Below are 12677 nucleotides of genomic sequence, written 5' to 3'. Positions count from 1 at the left end.
TCGCAACCAAAGGATTCGTAGCGGCCGGGGCCGAGGATTGGTCCGAGAAGAGAACAACTTAAAAAAGATGGATGGCGAGGTGCCCGAGCGGCAGCCCGAGCTGCCACGCCGGCGTCCACACCTTCGGCCCGTCGTCCTCACCGACCAGCGCTCCGCCGCCCGGCACCGCGTTCAGATCGGGCGCGAGCAGCTCGGTCTCCTGCAGCCAGCGCCAGGCCGCCACGGCCAGTTCCAGGTCGGGCGCGGGCCCGCCGGACTCGACCGCCTCGGCGGCCAGGCCCGCCATGCGCTCGCGCACCCAGTCCTGCCACGGCTGGTCGTACGCCGTGAGTGACAGCCAGGTCTCCAGCTGGGTGACGACCCGGATGCCGGAGAGCTCGCCGTCGGTGTCGGACAGGAAGATGGTCAGCGCCAGGGCATCGCGCCCGGCGCGGAACTCGAAGGACGTCGGCGGCATGAGATCGCCGGTCCGCAGCAGCTCGTCGGCGATGTACTCGGCGTACAACCACGCCATCGGGACGGTCAGTTCACCGCCACCGGTGCCGTCCGTGCTCTCTTGACCTCTGTGCAGCATCCCTTCCTGCCTTCCTCCGGTGAGTGCGTCGCCCTACCCCGGGGTCCTGGGCCCTTGCCCAATCCGGAACACGGATGAGGACAGCCGATTACTCAACCGGGGTGTTCAGCAAGGCGCTTTACGGAGGTTTGACTCAGCCATTGGTTTCACCGCAGGTCGGCCGCGTATCCCGGAAGCACCCGGCGCAGGGCGCGTAGCGCATAGTACGCGCGGGACTTCACCGTACCGGGCGGAATTCCGAGGGTCTGAGCGGCTTCCGCAACACTCGCCCCTTGGAAGTACACCAGCACCAGGACTTCACGGTGCTCCGGAGTGAGTGTCTTCACAGCTTCGCGCACATCGAGCATCTCCGCGGCCCGCTCGGCGTGATCGGAGATGACCCGTGCGTTCTCCAGGATCGCGTCGCTGACCTCGGGCGGCCGGGCCTGCCGGGCCCGCCGCGCATCGATCGCGAGCCGCCGCCCGACCGTCATCAGCCACGGCCGCACGGAGTCGAAGTCGTCGGCGCGCAGGGCCTCGGGATGCTGCCAGGCGCGCACCAGCGTCTCCTGGACGAGGTCCTCGGCACGCTGCCGGTCGCCGTCACAGAGCCGGAGCAGGAGTGCGAAGAGGGGCCGGCCGTGCTCGCGCTGCAGCGCTGCGAGCTCGTGCTCGGCGGTCGTCCCGTTCGTGAGGGTGATTCCGGCCGTCATGGCCGTATGGCATCGCAGGCGCCCGTTGTGGGACAGAGCACGCACACGGATCTGCGGCGGACGGTCGATCGCGTCGGCGAACGGTTCGACGAACGGTTCCTTCCGCCTATGGGGCGCGCGCCGGACGGCCTAACGAAAGTGGCCGGATTGTTTGCGGGCGGGTAGGGCTTCGTACCTATTGATGCGTATATACGACCACAAGGGGTGAGCCGATGATCGCACGCAGTCGAGTTGTGGCCCTCGCTGCGACCGCCGTTCTCGCCGCAGGCGCCGCCTGCCAGGCCCACAACCGGGAGGCCCCGGGGAATCCGGGCCCCACCGCCAAGGAGCCCCGCGGCTTCACGCTCGTGGCCTCCGGCGACGTCCTCCCGCACAGCGCGATCATCGAACGCGCCCGGTTCGACTCGGGCGGCTCCGGATACGACTTCCGCCCGATGCTCGCCGGCGTCGAACCCGTGGTCTCCCGCGCCGATGTGGCGCTGTGTCATATGGAGACCGTCTACGGCGAGAACGGCGAGTACACCGGCTACCCCCGGTTCAAGTCCCCGCCGGAGGTGGCACGGGGTCTCGCCGCCACCGGCTACGACGGGTGCTCCACCGCCTCCGAACACAGCCTCGACGACGGCGCCGCGGGCATCCTGCGCACCCTGAACGCCCTCGACCGGGCGAAGGTGCGGCACGCGGGAACGGCGCGCACCGAGGCCGAGGCGCGCACCGTGACCGTGCTGCGCGCGGGGCGGGCCAAGGTCGCTCACCTCGCGTACACCTACGGCGTCAACGGTTTCCCGCTTCCGTCGGGTCAGCCCTGGGCGGTCAACATGACCGACCAGACCAAGATCCTCACGGACGCCCGCGCCGCCCGGACGGCGGGCGCCGACGTGGTCGTCGTATCGCTGCACTGGGGCACCGAATGGCAGGACGCGCCCGACGGCGAGCAGGTGACGCTGTCCCGCGAGCTCACGGCCGCCCGCACCGGCGGCCGCCCCGACATCGATCTGATCCTCGGCACCCACGCCCATGTGCCGCAGGCCTATGAGAAGGTCAACGGCACCTGGGTGGTCTACGGCATGGGCAACCAGATCGCCGGGGCGATGTACAACGACCGGGGCGTGCAGGACCCGCGCGGCAACCAGTCCACCCTCGGCCGCTTCACCTTCGAACCGCCGGCCCGCAAGGGCGCTCGCTGGCAGGTGGCGAAGGCCGAGTTCGTCCCCCAGCTGTTCGACATCGACGCCGGCCGTGTGGTCGACCTCAACCGGGCGCTCGCCAAGGGCGCCGACGTGCGCGGGGTGCGGGACCGGATCCGGGACGTCGTGCTGAGCCGGGGGGCCGGGAAGGACGGGCTGGTGATGGCGGAGTAGGTGGGTGCGGGGTAAGTGGGTACGGAGACGGTGGGTGGGGTCAGTCGACGTCGACGTGGTCGAAGGTCCGCACCATCTCCGTCAGCACCCGCACGCACGCCTGCACCTCGGCGTCGGTCAGACTGCCGCCCACCTGCCGGTTGAGGGTGTGCTCCCGGGCGAGGACCGCGGTGATGACGGCCCTGCCCTGCTCGGTCAGCCGGATCAGCGACGACCGCTGGTGCGCGGGGTTCGCGATGGGTTCCACCCAGCCGCGGGCCGCCGCGTCGTTGACCATGCGCTGCACGAACTGCCGGCTCAGTGCCTGGGCCCGGCCCATCTGCGGGACCGTCATCGGCCCGTGCTGTCTGAGCAGGTTGAGGACCGCGCGTACCCCGGCGGACACCCCCTCCACCGGTTCGCCCTGTTCGACCTTGCGTGCGGCGAACCGGTAGAGGGGGCCCACCAGGTCGAAGACCTCGGTGAGGCGGCGGCCGAGTTCGTCGGGCGGGAGGGGTGCGTCGGCGTGAGTCACACGTCCATCATGACACCTCGGTTGTCAAAGCCTCCAAAAGATGACACCTTGGTTGTCATGACAGTTGCTTCGGAACTGAGCACCTTCACGTCCGCCGACGGCGACCTCGCCTACCTCGACACCGGTTCGGGGGACCTGGTGGTCCTCCTCCACTCCGGTTACGTCGACCACCGGGTCTGGCACCCCCAGATCCCGGCCCTCGCCGCCGAGTACCGGGTGATCGCCCTGGACATACGCGGCCACGGAGCCTCCGCCAACGCGTCCATGCCCTTCCGCTGGGCCGACGACGTGGCCGCCCTGCTGCGCCACCTCGACGCCGGGCCCGCCGTCCTCGTCGGCGTCTCGATGGGCGGGCTGGTCGCCACGAACACGGTGCTGGAGCACCCGGAACTCATCCGTGCCGTGGTCACCTGCGGCGCCGCGACCGGGGAGTTCCAGTACACGGACGACTGGACCCGCGCGCTCCAGGCCGAGATGGCGGGCAAGCTGGCCGCCGGGGACGTCGAAGGCTGGCTCGACGCCTTCGTGAAGGTCGTACCCGGTGAGCACCGGAGCCTGGCCGACGTCGACCAGGACATCCTGCGCCTGCTACGGGAGATGGGCGGCAGCACGCTCTCGAAGCACACACCCGGCGAGAAGGACTGGTTCGTGCCCGTGACCGACACCTTCGCCCGGGCGCCGGAGATCGCCGTCCCGCTGCTCACCCTCAACGGCGGCCTGGAACCCGCCGACATGCTCGCCGCGGCCGAGCGGCTCGCCGCCACCGCCCGTGACGGCCGCGCCGAGGTCATCGAAGGCGTCGGCCACTACCCGAACCTGGAGAAGCCGGAGATCTTCAACCGGATCCTGTCCGAGTTCCTGCACACCCTCTGACGCACACCCGCTGAGGCACCGTCACCCGGCGGCGAGGCCTTGGCACTCGCCGCCCTTCCGGCGCTACGGCACCACCGTCACCGGCCACCGCCCCGCCTTGACCAACCGCACCGCGACGGAACCGACGATCCGGTGCCCGGCCTGTTCCGACGCGCCGACCACCACGGCGTCCGCCTTCAGGTCGTCCGCCGCCTTCACCAGGCCGTTGTAGGGGTCGCCGGGGAAGGTGTGGAACTCCCAGCGGACGTCGAATATCCCCTTCACCCGCTCGGTCGCGTCCCTGATCTGGGCGATCAGCTCCTCGGCGATCTCATCGGTGGTCTCCGCCACCGGCGCCCCGAGGGCCGCGCCGGCCGACATCACCGGCTGCACGTACACGACGGCGAGCAGCGCGTGCTGCCGTCGGGCCAGGCCACCGGCGTACGCCGCCGCGCGGAGCGAGGAGTCGGAGCCGTCCACGCCGACCATGATGACCTTGGGCCCGTCAGTGCCCCGCTCGAACTGGTGCGAGTGCTGTTCCGTCACGGCACGGAGGCTATCGGAAGCCCCTGGTCCCGTCGTCGGGCAGGCCGCTCGACGGGCGAGGAGGCCGCGGGCTTCCTAGAGTCGGAGCATGAGTGCCACCGTGGAGGTCACCCGCGAGAAGGGTGCCACGGGCCCGATACGGTCGCCCCGGAACGGCTTCCTGCGCAGGGTGCCCGAGGGATTCGCGATCTTCTTCGGCGCCCTGGGACTGCTCTGCGCCCTACTGGCCGTCATCCCGCCGCTGCGCACCGCGCTGCGCCCGGTCGTGCGCGGCCTCGACCAGATCATCGTCCCCGTCAGCGCCAACCTTGCCTACGCCGTCTTCCTCTTCCTGCTCGCCGCCGCGACGGGGGCCCGCAAGAAGATCGCCTGGTGGCTGGTGGTCGTCTATCTCGGGCTGCTGGTCCTGAGCGACCTGCTCGGCACGATCTTCGGCGACTACGCCGACTCCGTCCCGTCCCTGATCGTCTGCGCCCTCGCCCTGGGCCTGCTGATCGTCGCCCGCAAGGAGTTCTACGCCGCCTCCCGCCGCGCCGCCGTACGCCGGGCCTTCGGCGTCCTGGTCGCCGGGCTGGCCGTCGGGATCCTCATCGGCTGGGGGCTGGTCGAGCTGTTCCCCGGCACCCTGCCGCAGAGCCAGCGGCTGGCGTGGGCCGCCGACCGGGTCTGCGGCGGCCTCGTCTCCGGCGCCTCCTACGACGGACGCCCGCCCCGCCCGCTGTTCTTCGTGCTCGGCCTGTTCGGCGCCCTGGCCCTGCTGAACGCCGCCGCGACCCTGTTCCGCTCGCAGCGCATGGAGGCAGCCCTGCACGACGACGAGGAGGCCCGCATCCGCGCCCTCCTCAAGGCCTACGGCGGCCAGGACTCCCTCGGCTACTTCGCCACCCGGCGCGACAAGGCCGTCGTCTTCTCGCCCAGCGGCAAGGCCGCCGTCACCTATCGCGTCGAGGCCGGCGTGTGCCTCGCCAGCGGAGACCCGGTCGGCGACCGGGAAGCATGGCCGCGCGCCATCGCCGTATGGCTGGACGTGGCCCGCCGGCACGCCTGGGCGCCCGCCGCGATGGGCGCCTCCGAGGACGGCGCCAAGGCCTACGCGCGCGCCGGGCTCGGCGCCCTCCAACTCGGCGACGAGGCGATCCTCCAAGTGTCGGACTTCGACCTCGACGGCCGTGACATGCGGGTCACCCGCCAGGCCGTCCACCGGGTCCGCCGCACCGGCGCCCACTGCCGCATCCGCCGCCACTCCACCCTCACCGAGGCGGAGATGGAGGAGCTGATCGCCAAGGCCGACGCCTGGCGCGACACCGAGACCGAACGCGGCTTCTCCATGGCCCTGGACCGCCTCGGCGACCCGGCCGACGGCGACTGTCTCTTCGTGGAGGCCCTCGGCGAGGACGGCGAGCTGCTCGCGCTGCTGTCCTTCGTGCCCTGGGGCAGGGACGGCATTTCGCTCGACCTGATGCGCCGGGACCGCGGTGCCCCCAACGGCGTCATGGAGTTCATGGTCGCCGACCTGTGCGCGGCGGCGCCGAAGACGGGCATCCGCAGGATCTCGCTGAACTTCGCCGTGTTCCGCTCCGTCTTCGAGGAGGGCGCCCGCATCGGCGCGGGACCCGTGCTGCGGCTGTGGCGCCGACTGCTGCTGTTCTTCTCGAAGTGGTGGCAGCTGGAGGCCCTGTACCGCTCCAACGCCAAGTACCAACCGCAGTGGTTCCCGCGCTTCATCTGCTACGGCGAGGCCGCCTCCCTCGCCCGCATCGGCACGGCGTCCGCCATCGCCGAGGGCTTCGTCTCCGTACCGTCGCTGCACCAACTCCGCAGAAAGGGGCACCCGCGAGGCGGACCGCGGCCCGCGACCACCGAAGGACTGCCCTCGCTGGCGGCGCTCGGCCTCGACGGAGGGGACGAGGCCGGGGCGGCCGGGCCGGATGCGGGCCTGCCCGAGCAGGTCCGCATCCGGCACCACACCCTCGACCGGCTGCGCGCCGACGGCGTCGACCCCTACCCGGTCGGTATCCCGGTCCGCACCCACGACCTGGCCCAGGTCCACAAGGGCGAGCAGGTCACCGTCGCCGGCCGGATCATGCTCGTACGCAACTTCGGCGGCATCGTCTTCGTCGTGCTGCGCGACTGGTCCGGCGACCACCAGCTCGCCCTCACCCGCAAGGACTCCGGCGCCGCCCTCGACCGCTTCACCGCCGACACCGACATCGGCGACCTCATCAGCGTCACGGGCCTGGCCGGCGTCAGCGACAGGGGCGAACCGACCGTCTTCGTCACCTCCTGGCAGCTCATCGGCAAGTGCCTGCGCCCGCTCCCCGACAAACGCCGCGGCCTCGCCGACCCCGAGGCCAAGGTCCGCATGCGCTACCTCGACCTGGTCTCCAGCCCCGCCGCCCGCGACGTGGTCCGGGCCCGCTCCACCGCCATCCAGGCGGTGCGCCAGGGCCTGCTGCAGCGCGGCTTCCTGGAGGTCGAGACGCCGGTACTGCAGCAGATCCACGGCGGCGCCAACGCCCGCCCCTTCACCACCCACATCAACGCCTACGACCTCGACCTCTATCTGCGCATCGCCCCCGAGCTCTATCTCAAGCGGCTGTGCGTCGGCGGTGTGGAGAAGGTCTTCGAGATGGGCCGCACCTTCCGCAACGAGGGCGTCGACTACAAGCACAACCCCGAGTTCACGATCCTGGAGGCCTACCAGGCCTATGCCGACTACGACGTGATGCTCGACCTCGTCCGCGAGCTGATCCAGGGCGCCGCCACCGCAGCCTTCGGCTCGCCGGTCGCCCGCAAGGATGGCACGGAGTACGACATCTCGGGGCAGTGGCCGGTCAAGACGGTGTACGGCGCGATCTCAGAGGCACTGGGGGAGGAGATCGACCCCGACACGGAACTGCTCCGGCTGCACCGGTACTGCGACAGCGTGGGCGTGCCGTACACCGCCGACGACGGCCATGGCGACGTCGTCCTGGAGATGTACGAGCGGCTCGTCGAGGAGAAGACCCAGCTGCCGACCTTCTACAAGGACTTCCCGACCGACGTCTCCCCGCTCACCCGCCAGCACCGCACCGACCCGCGTCTCGCTGAGCGCTGGGACCTCGTCGCCTTCGGCACCGAACTCGGCACCGCCTACTCCGAACTCACCGACCCCGTCGAGCAGCGCCGCCGCCTCACCGCCCAGTCCCTGCTCGCCGCCGGGGGAGACCCCGAGGCGATGGAGCTCGACGAGGAGTTCCTCGACGCCCTCGAGTACGCCATGCCGCCCACCGGAGGCCTCGGCATCGGCGTGGACCGACTGGTCATGTTCCTCACCGGCCTGACGATCCGTGAGACCCTGCCGTTCCCCCTGGTCCGCCGCCGCTGACGGCGCCTCGCAGGCCCGAGGGCTGCGCCGGGCGGGTGTTTTCGTACCGCCGTTCCGGTGTCGCACTGGTGCGTCGGTCCCCCGTCGGGCGACTGATGAGTCATGACGAAGGATCAGGTGCCCCCACGTCTGCTCACGCGCCGCCGCGCGCTGCTCGCCGGTGCCGCCGCCGTCGGAGCCGCCGGCACGGCAGGAGTGTTCGCGAAGGTCGCGGGCGACACCGACAAGCCGGTCCGCACCGCCGCCCCCGCCGCGGGCGCACAGGCGCGCCCCGCGCTCAAGCCCTCCAGCTACCGGCTCCAGCCCTTGACGGGGTACGGCCCGCCCAGGGCGGCACCCCGCCGGACCCTCATCCGGCGCGAGCCCCTGCTGCGCGTGTCCGGACGCGGCCGCACCATGGTGCTGACCTTCGACGACGGACCCGACCCCCGCTACACGCCGCACATCCTGGACACGCTGCGCGAGTACGACGTCCGCGCGATGTTCTTCGTGTGCGGCGAGATGGTCGCCGCGAACGGGGACCTCCTCGCGCGGATGGCCGACGAGGGGCACGTCGTCGGCAACCACACCTGGTCCCACCCCCTGCTCACCCGTCTCAGCCGCGGCCGGATCCGCGAGGAGATGGAGCGCACCAGCGACGTCATCGAGGAGACGTACGGCGAGCGCCCCGCCTGGTTCCGTGCCCCCTACGGCGCCTGGAACCGCACCGCCTTCCGGCTCGGCGCCGAGCTGGGCATGGACCCGCTGGCCTGGACCGTCGACACCCTCGACTGGACCGCCCCCGGCACCCGCACGATCGTCGACCGGGTCGAGGACGGCGCGGCCCCCGGCGTCGTGGTGCTCTCGCACGACGCCGGGGGCGACCGCTCCCAGAGCGTCCGGGCGCTGCGCGCCTACCTGCCGCAGCTGCTGGACTCCGGGTATTTCGTCACCGTCCCGGAACGGCATTACGCGTGACGGCTTTCGCCCGCCCGGCGAGGATGCTCAGCGCACCTCGACCAGGCTGGCGAAAGCGACGACGTTCCCGTCGTAACCGTTCTGCTGGGAGAAACCGCCGCCGCAGGTGATGACCCGCAATTCGGCACTCCCCTTCGAGGCATAGACCCGGTCGCCGGGAAAGTCGTTCTTCTCGAACACCTCGATGCCGTAGATCTCGAAAACAGCCGTCTTTCCGTCCTTGCGGACGATCTCGACGCGATTTCCCTTCTGCAGGCCCCCGAGTCCGTAGAACACGGCGGGGCCCTGAGCGTTGTCGACATGGCCGACTACCACCGCGGTGCCCTTCTCGCCCGGAGACACCGAACCGGTGAACCAGCCCGCCAGGTTGGGGTCCTCCGGTGGTGGCGCGCCGACCCAGCCGTCCACGTCCAGACCGACCGGGATCATCGGCGCGTCGACCTGGATGCCGGGAATCCTGACGCGGTCCGGCAAGGCGTACGGCAGCGGCTGCGGGACCCCGGCGAAGAGGCCCCCGGGCACCCGGGTGTCAGCGGCGGCCGCCGAGGCGGGCTGCGGAGGCCCCTCGTCGAACTCACCCGAGCCGTTGCGAACGAGCGCGAGGCCGGTCAGCAGAACCAGCGCTATCACTCCCCAAGGAGCACGCTTCTTGCGCCGCTCCTCCTCTTCGGCGAGTTCGGCCAGTTCGGCCAGCTGGGACGCAGACATTCGACTACCCCTCTCGACGCGGCCGTCGCCCCGTCATTCGCGCATATGTGAACGCTAAGTCCCGCGTGCGAAAGCGGCGACGGGGCAGATACGAACGGGTGGCCCCCGCTCCTTTCGGTGCGCCATCCGAGTTGCCGACCACAGGAAAATTCTGACGGTGCGTGACCTGCGGCAATTCAGCTTGTGGGGTTATCCGTCGGCGTGTCCTCTCACCAGGACGGACCATCGCCGAAATGCGGCCCGGGGCACGGCATCTGAGGGTCATTCTGGGAGGCGCTTTCTCGCCGATCGACCGGGGACGGTTCCCGGGGCGTCTTCCGCGGAGGATCACATGCGTACCACTCGTGCCATGGCGGCCGCTGCCACCGCGGTAGCCGCTCTCAGCCTTGCCGCCCCCGCGGCCGTCGCGCGGGACGGCATGCCGTCCGGACCGAGCAACATCGTCGTCCTGCCCAGCGTCATCGCCCGCGGCGGGCAGATCACCATCACGGTCGACAACTGCCCGAGAGGCGGCACCGCGACCTCGGACGCCTTCCGGCCCACCCACCTGAGTACGGTGCGCGGGAGCAACACCGCCAGGGGCACGGCCACGGTCAACAGGAACGCGCGGCCGGGTTCCCACAGCGTCACGGTCACCTGCGACTCCAGGACGCTGACCAACCCGACTGCCTTCACCGTCATCGGGGGCGTCCAGGGCGGCATCGGCGGCAGCAGCTCCACCGGCGCGACGCCGACCGACATGGCCATCGGAGGCGGGCTCATCGCCGTGGCCCTCGTCGGTGGCGGCGTGTTCTGGATGCGGCGCCGCGCGGAGAAGCGGATCTGACCCGCGGGCCCGTCGGAGCGGGATCGCAAGTCCACCGGCATTCGCCCCGGCCCCCTTGTGGGGAGTCGGGGCGAAGGCGTGTGCCCGGCCCCCTTGTGGGGATCCGGGGCGAAGACCTGTGCGGGTTGCGGGGTTTGGGGCGAGCACGGTACGACGACACCCGGCGGTGGCGTCAGGCGCCGTCCTCGTCGGTGCGGCGCCGGGATAGGTGGTACGCCGTTCCGAGCGCGGCCGTGATGAGCGCGGCGCCCAGGGCGATCTCCTTGAGGTCCAGCCCGGCGAGCGTGCCACCTCCGCCCGCGTGGACGCCCTTGTGCGGGTGATCCGGCCGCACCGGTTCGGGCCGGCCGCCCGCGATGGTGAGGTCGACGGTCTGCCAGAACGTGCCGCAGTAGAACGACACCTCGTACACGGCACCGGGTCTGGCGTCCCGGTCAACCGTGACCCTGGCCGTGGTCCGCCCCCGGGGAATGGTGACGGTGTCGAAGACCGCCGACGCCACCGTCACGCCCTGCTCGCAGCCGGTCGCGCGCAGCCTGACCTCTCCGCCGGGCGCGACGGTGGTGGGCGCGACCCTGGCCCAGAAACCGGAGTTGTCACCGCTCGCGTGGGCGGCGGGGACGGTCATGGTGAGGGCGCTGAGGCCCAGCAGGGCGGCCGAAGCGACACGTATCGCGCGCATGGTGGGTCCTCCGCGTTTCCCGAGGAGCAGCTGCGGAGCTACTTCCGCTGGTGCCGGAAATGCACCTCGATGAGTGAAACGCTAGGAAAGGAGCACGCACCTGCGCGATCGCTGTCGTACGAACGGGGCAACGTGGTGGGCCGCTCGGGGGACGTTCGTTCCTGCGACCGGGGGACGGGTGCGGCGTGGCGGGCCCTGACTCGCCCCCTGTCGTCGTCCCCCTTCCGCCGCCCGCCGCCCCCCCCGGCGCTCCGTCAGGTGAGGGGCTGTCAGTCCTTGGCCTGTGGGAAGAGTTCGAGAAACGGTTCCGCGGAGGCCGTGACGCCACGGCTGTACGGCGCGTCGAAGTCCCAGATGAGGAAGAGCAGGAAGGCGATCAGTGCGGAGAACACCCCGGCCAGGACCAGTTCGCGGGGTGTGCGCCGGATCTGCAGCGCGAAGATCATCCCGATGGTGACGATGGCGCCGGCGATCAGCCCGAACCACACCACGCCCGGCATGGTCTCCCCGGTCGAGTTCGCGCGGGCGTTGCGCGCCTGGTCGGCGGCGGTCACCTGGTCGAGGAGCGGCTGGTACGCCTGCGCCTCGAAGTCCGTCCCGGGCTCGTAGTCGGTGACGTCCTCGCGGACGCGCTGCAGGAGCTCGGTGCCGCGCTCCGTCATCCGGCCGTCGTCGGCCATCGTCTTCCACTCGGTGGTCACGACGTGTCCGACATAAGCGTTGACATCCTCCCGAATGCGGTCGCGGACGTCGGTCGGATAGATCCGCACCCGCTCCGAGATCTCGTGCAGCGCCACGGCCTCCGCCTGGACGTGGTCCTGGGCGGCGCTACGGCCCTCCCACACGCCCGCGATGGCCAGGCCCAGGACGATGGCGTACACCACGCCGATCCACATCGTCATGTACTCGATGACGTCCGGGGTGTCGGAGGGATCCTCGTCGTCCGGCGCCGTGCGGTGCCGGACGAAGGTGATGAGGACCACCACGGCGCAGGCGGCCAGCATCGCGAGGGTGAGAACAAGCCATTCCGGCAAGGGGAGCCTCCAGGGTCAGCGCGGACGCAGTGCGGCGACGGCGACGATCGCCGGTACCGCGATGAGCAGGACGAAGATGAGCGGCGACGGGGCACTGTGCGCCGGCCGCCGGTGCTGGGTGGCCCGGTAGGGCGGGTAGTGCACCGGCGCGATGGACGGACTCGGGGTGGGTTCGGCCGACGGCGTCGGTGCGGGCGCCGGCGCCGGTGGGGGCGGCGGCGCGGGCGTGGGGGTCGGCCGCGGACGGGGCGGCACCGGCTGAGGAGCCGGGGGCGCCGGAGCCGCCGGGGGAGGTGGGGGCGGGGGAGGTGGCGGTTTGGGTCTCGGCGTGGGTGTGGGCTTCGGCGGTGGCGTGGGCGTGGGGTCCGGAGAGGGCGACGGCGTGGGCGTCGGGGTGGGAGTCGGGGTCGGCGTGGGCGACGGGCACTGCGGGGGAGTGGGCCAGGTGAAACTCCCCGCGACCGCCACCGCTTTCGCACCGTCCGGGCCAGTGTCGGCGTACGCGCAGGCGGTGGCCCCGGCCACGCCGGCCGGCGCCGACACCAGTAGCCAGGTCAGCGTCAG

The 12677-nt window shown here is 71.3% G+C and carries 13 protein-coding genes; 5 read left to right on the top strand and 8 right to left on the bottom strand.

Annotated features, from left to right (window positions below; genetic code table 11):
* Nucleotides 1–58: 58 nt before the first annotated feature.
* Together OHO27_RS04775 and OHO27_RS04770 are read right to left on the bottom strand one after the other, a co-directional pair.
* A complete protein-coding gene (locus OHO27_RS04775) occupies nucleotides 59–574 on the bottom strand; it encodes a hypothetical protein (RefSeq protein WP_328420589.1) in 516 nt (171 codons plus the stop codon).
* Between the two features lie 146 nt (nucleotides 575–720).
* Nucleotides 721–1266, bottom strand: coding sequence for a sigma-70 family RNA polymerase sigma factor (locus OHO27_RS04770; protein ID WP_328420587.1), 546 nt, complete (start codon nucleotides 1264–1266; stop codon nucleotides 721–723).
* A 212-nt stretch (nucleotides 1267–1478) separates the two neighbouring features.
* Here OHO27_RS04770 and OHO27_RS04765 point away from each other — a divergent pair, with 212 nt between their 5' ends.
* Entirely contained in the window at nucleotides 1479–2627 is a 1149-nt protein-coding gene (locus OHO27_RS04765) for a CapA family protein (RefSeq protein WP_328420585.1), read from the top strand.
* A gap of 40 nt (nucleotides 2628–2667) precedes the next feature.
* Here the strand turns inward: OHO27_RS04765 and OHO27_RS04760 are convergent, their stop codons facing one another.
* The gene (locus OHO27_RS04760; protein ID WP_328420583.1) at nucleotides 2668–3141 is read right to left on the bottom strand and encodes a MarR family winged helix-turn-helix transcriptional regulator; all 474 of its coding nucleotides are present in this window, start codon (nucleotides 3139–3141) and stop codon (nucleotides 2668–2670) included.
* Nucleotides 3142–3198: 57 nt separating this feature from the next.
* Here OHO27_RS04760 and OHO27_RS04755 point away from each other — a divergent pair, with 57 nt between their 5' ends.
* The gene (locus OHO27_RS04755) at nucleotides 3199–4014 is read left to right on the top strand and encodes an alpha/beta fold hydrolase (protein ID WP_328420581.1); all 816 of its coding nucleotides are present in this window, start codon (nucleotides 3199–3201) and stop codon (nucleotides 4012–4014) included.
* A 63-nt stretch (nucleotides 4015–4077) separates the two neighbouring features.
* On the opposite strand, the gene OHO27_RS04750 is transcribed toward OHO27_RS04755, so the two are convergent.
* On the bottom strand, nucleotides 4078–4539 hold the full coding sequence (locus OHO27_RS04750) for a universal stress protein (protein WP_328420580.1): 462 nt from the start codon (nucleotides 4537–4539) through the stop codon (nucleotides 4078–4080).
* Between the two features lie 88 nt (nucleotides 4540–4627).
* On the opposite strand from OHO27_RS04750, the gene lysX reads away from it, so the two are divergent.
* Both lysX and OHO27_RS04740 read left to right on the top strand, forming a co-directional pair.
* Nucleotides 4628–7906: a bifunctional lysylphosphatidylglycerol synthetase/lysine--tRNA ligase LysX gene (gene lysX / locus OHO27_RS04745; protein WP_328420578.1), complete on the top strand. Its 3279-nt coding sequence runs from the start codon at nucleotides 4628–4630 to the stop codon at nucleotides 7904–7906.
* Nucleotides 7907–8008: 102 nt separating this feature from the next.
* Complete coding sequence (locus OHO27_RS04740) at nucleotides 8009–8863, top strand: polysaccharide deacetylase family protein (protein ID WP_328420576.1); 855 nt, start codon at nucleotides 8009–8011, stop codon at nucleotides 8861–8863.
* Nucleotides 8864–8890: 27 nt separating this feature from the next.
* On the opposite strand, the gene OHO27_RS04735 is transcribed toward OHO27_RS04740, so the two are convergent.
* Nucleotides 8891–9571, bottom strand: a complete 681-nt coding sequence (locus tag OHO27_RS04735; protein WP_328420574.1) for a class F sortase — start codon at nucleotides 9569–9571, stop codon at nucleotides 8891–8893.
* 331 nt (nucleotides 9572–9902) lie between these two features.
* Between OHO27_RS04735 and OHO27_RS04730 the strand changes: the two genes are divergently transcribed.
* Nucleotides 9903–10397: a hypothetical protein gene (locus OHO27_RS04730; protein WP_328420572.1), complete on the top strand. Its 495-nt coding sequence runs from the start codon at nucleotides 9903–9905 to the stop codon at nucleotides 10395–10397.
* Nucleotides 10398–10569: 172 nt separating this feature from the next.
* On the opposite strand, the gene OHO27_RS04725 is transcribed toward OHO27_RS04730, so the two are convergent.
* The 3 genes from OHO27_RS04725 to OHO27_RS04715 all read right to left on the bottom strand — a co-directional run bounded on the left by OHO27_RS04725 (nucleotide 10570) and on the right by OHO27_RS04715 (nucleotide 12257).
* Entirely contained in the window at nucleotides 10570–11079 is a 510-nt protein-coding gene (locus OHO27_RS04725) for a hypothetical protein (protein WP_328420570.1), read from the bottom strand.
* 269 nt (nucleotides 11080–11348) lie between these two features.
* Nucleotides 11349–12113 carry a bestrophin-like domain gene (locus tag OHO27_RS04720; protein ID WP_328420568.1) on the bottom strand — a complete coding sequence of 255 codons (765 nt, stop codon included), beginning with the start codon at nucleotides 12111–12113 and terminating at the stop codon, nucleotides 11349–11351.
* A gap of 15 nt (nucleotides 12114–12128) precedes the next feature.
* Nucleotides 12129–12257: a hypothetical protein gene (locus tag OHO27_RS04715; RefSeq protein ID WP_328420566.1), complete on the bottom strand. Its 129-nt coding sequence runs from the start codon at nucleotides 12255–12257 to the stop codon at nucleotides 12129–12131.
* Nucleotides 12258–12677: the final 420 nt, after the last annotated feature.

It is taken from the genome of Streptomyces sp. NBC_00443, from assembly GCF_036014175.1.
Lineage (GTDB): Bacteria > Actinomycetota > Actinomycetes > Streptomycetales > Streptomycetaceae > Streptomyces.
The sequence above is the reverse complement of the archived record's forward strand: the minus strand, read 5'-3'. Positions and strand labels throughout refer to the sequence as shown.

Excerpts from the sequence above, each read along its gene's own strand:
- OHO27_RS04740 (WP_328420576.1), top strand. The coding sequence starts at position 8,009 with ATGACGAAGGATCAGGTGCCCCCACGTCTGCTCACGCGCCGCCGCGCG.
- OHO27_RS04725 (WP_328420570.1), bottom strand. The coding sequence starts at position 11,079 with ATGCGCGCGATACGTGTCGCTTCGGCCGCCCTGCTGGGCCTCAGCGCC.
- OHO27_RS04755 (WP_328420581.1), top strand. The coding sequence starts at position 3,199 with ATGACAGTTGCTTCGGAACTGAGCACCTTCACGTCCGCCGACGGCGAC.
- OHO27_RS04765 (WP_328420585.1), top strand. The coding sequence starts at position 1,479 with ATGATCGCACGCAGTCGAGTTGTGGCCCTCGCTGCGACCGCCGTTCTC.
- OHO27_RS04770 (WP_328420587.1), bottom strand. The coding sequence starts at position 1,266 with ATGACGGCCGGAATCACCCTCACGAACGGGACGACCGCCGAGCACGAG.
- lysX (WP_328420578.1), top strand. The coding sequence starts at position 4,628 with ATGAGTGCCACCGTGGAGGTCACCCGCGAGAAGGGTGCCACGGGCCCG.
- OHO27_RS04775 (WP_328420589.1), bottom strand. The coding sequence starts at position 574 with ATGCTGCACAGAGGTCAAGAGAGCACGGACGGCACCGGTGGCGGTGAA.
- OHO27_RS04735 (WP_328420574.1), bottom strand. The coding sequence starts at position 9,571 with ATGTCTGCGTCCCAGCTGGCCGAACTGGCCGAACTCGCCGAAGAGGAG.
- OHO27_RS04730 (WP_328420572.1), top strand. The coding sequence starts at position 9,903 with ATGCGTACCACTCGTGCCATGGCGGCCGCTGCCACCGCGGTAGCCGCT.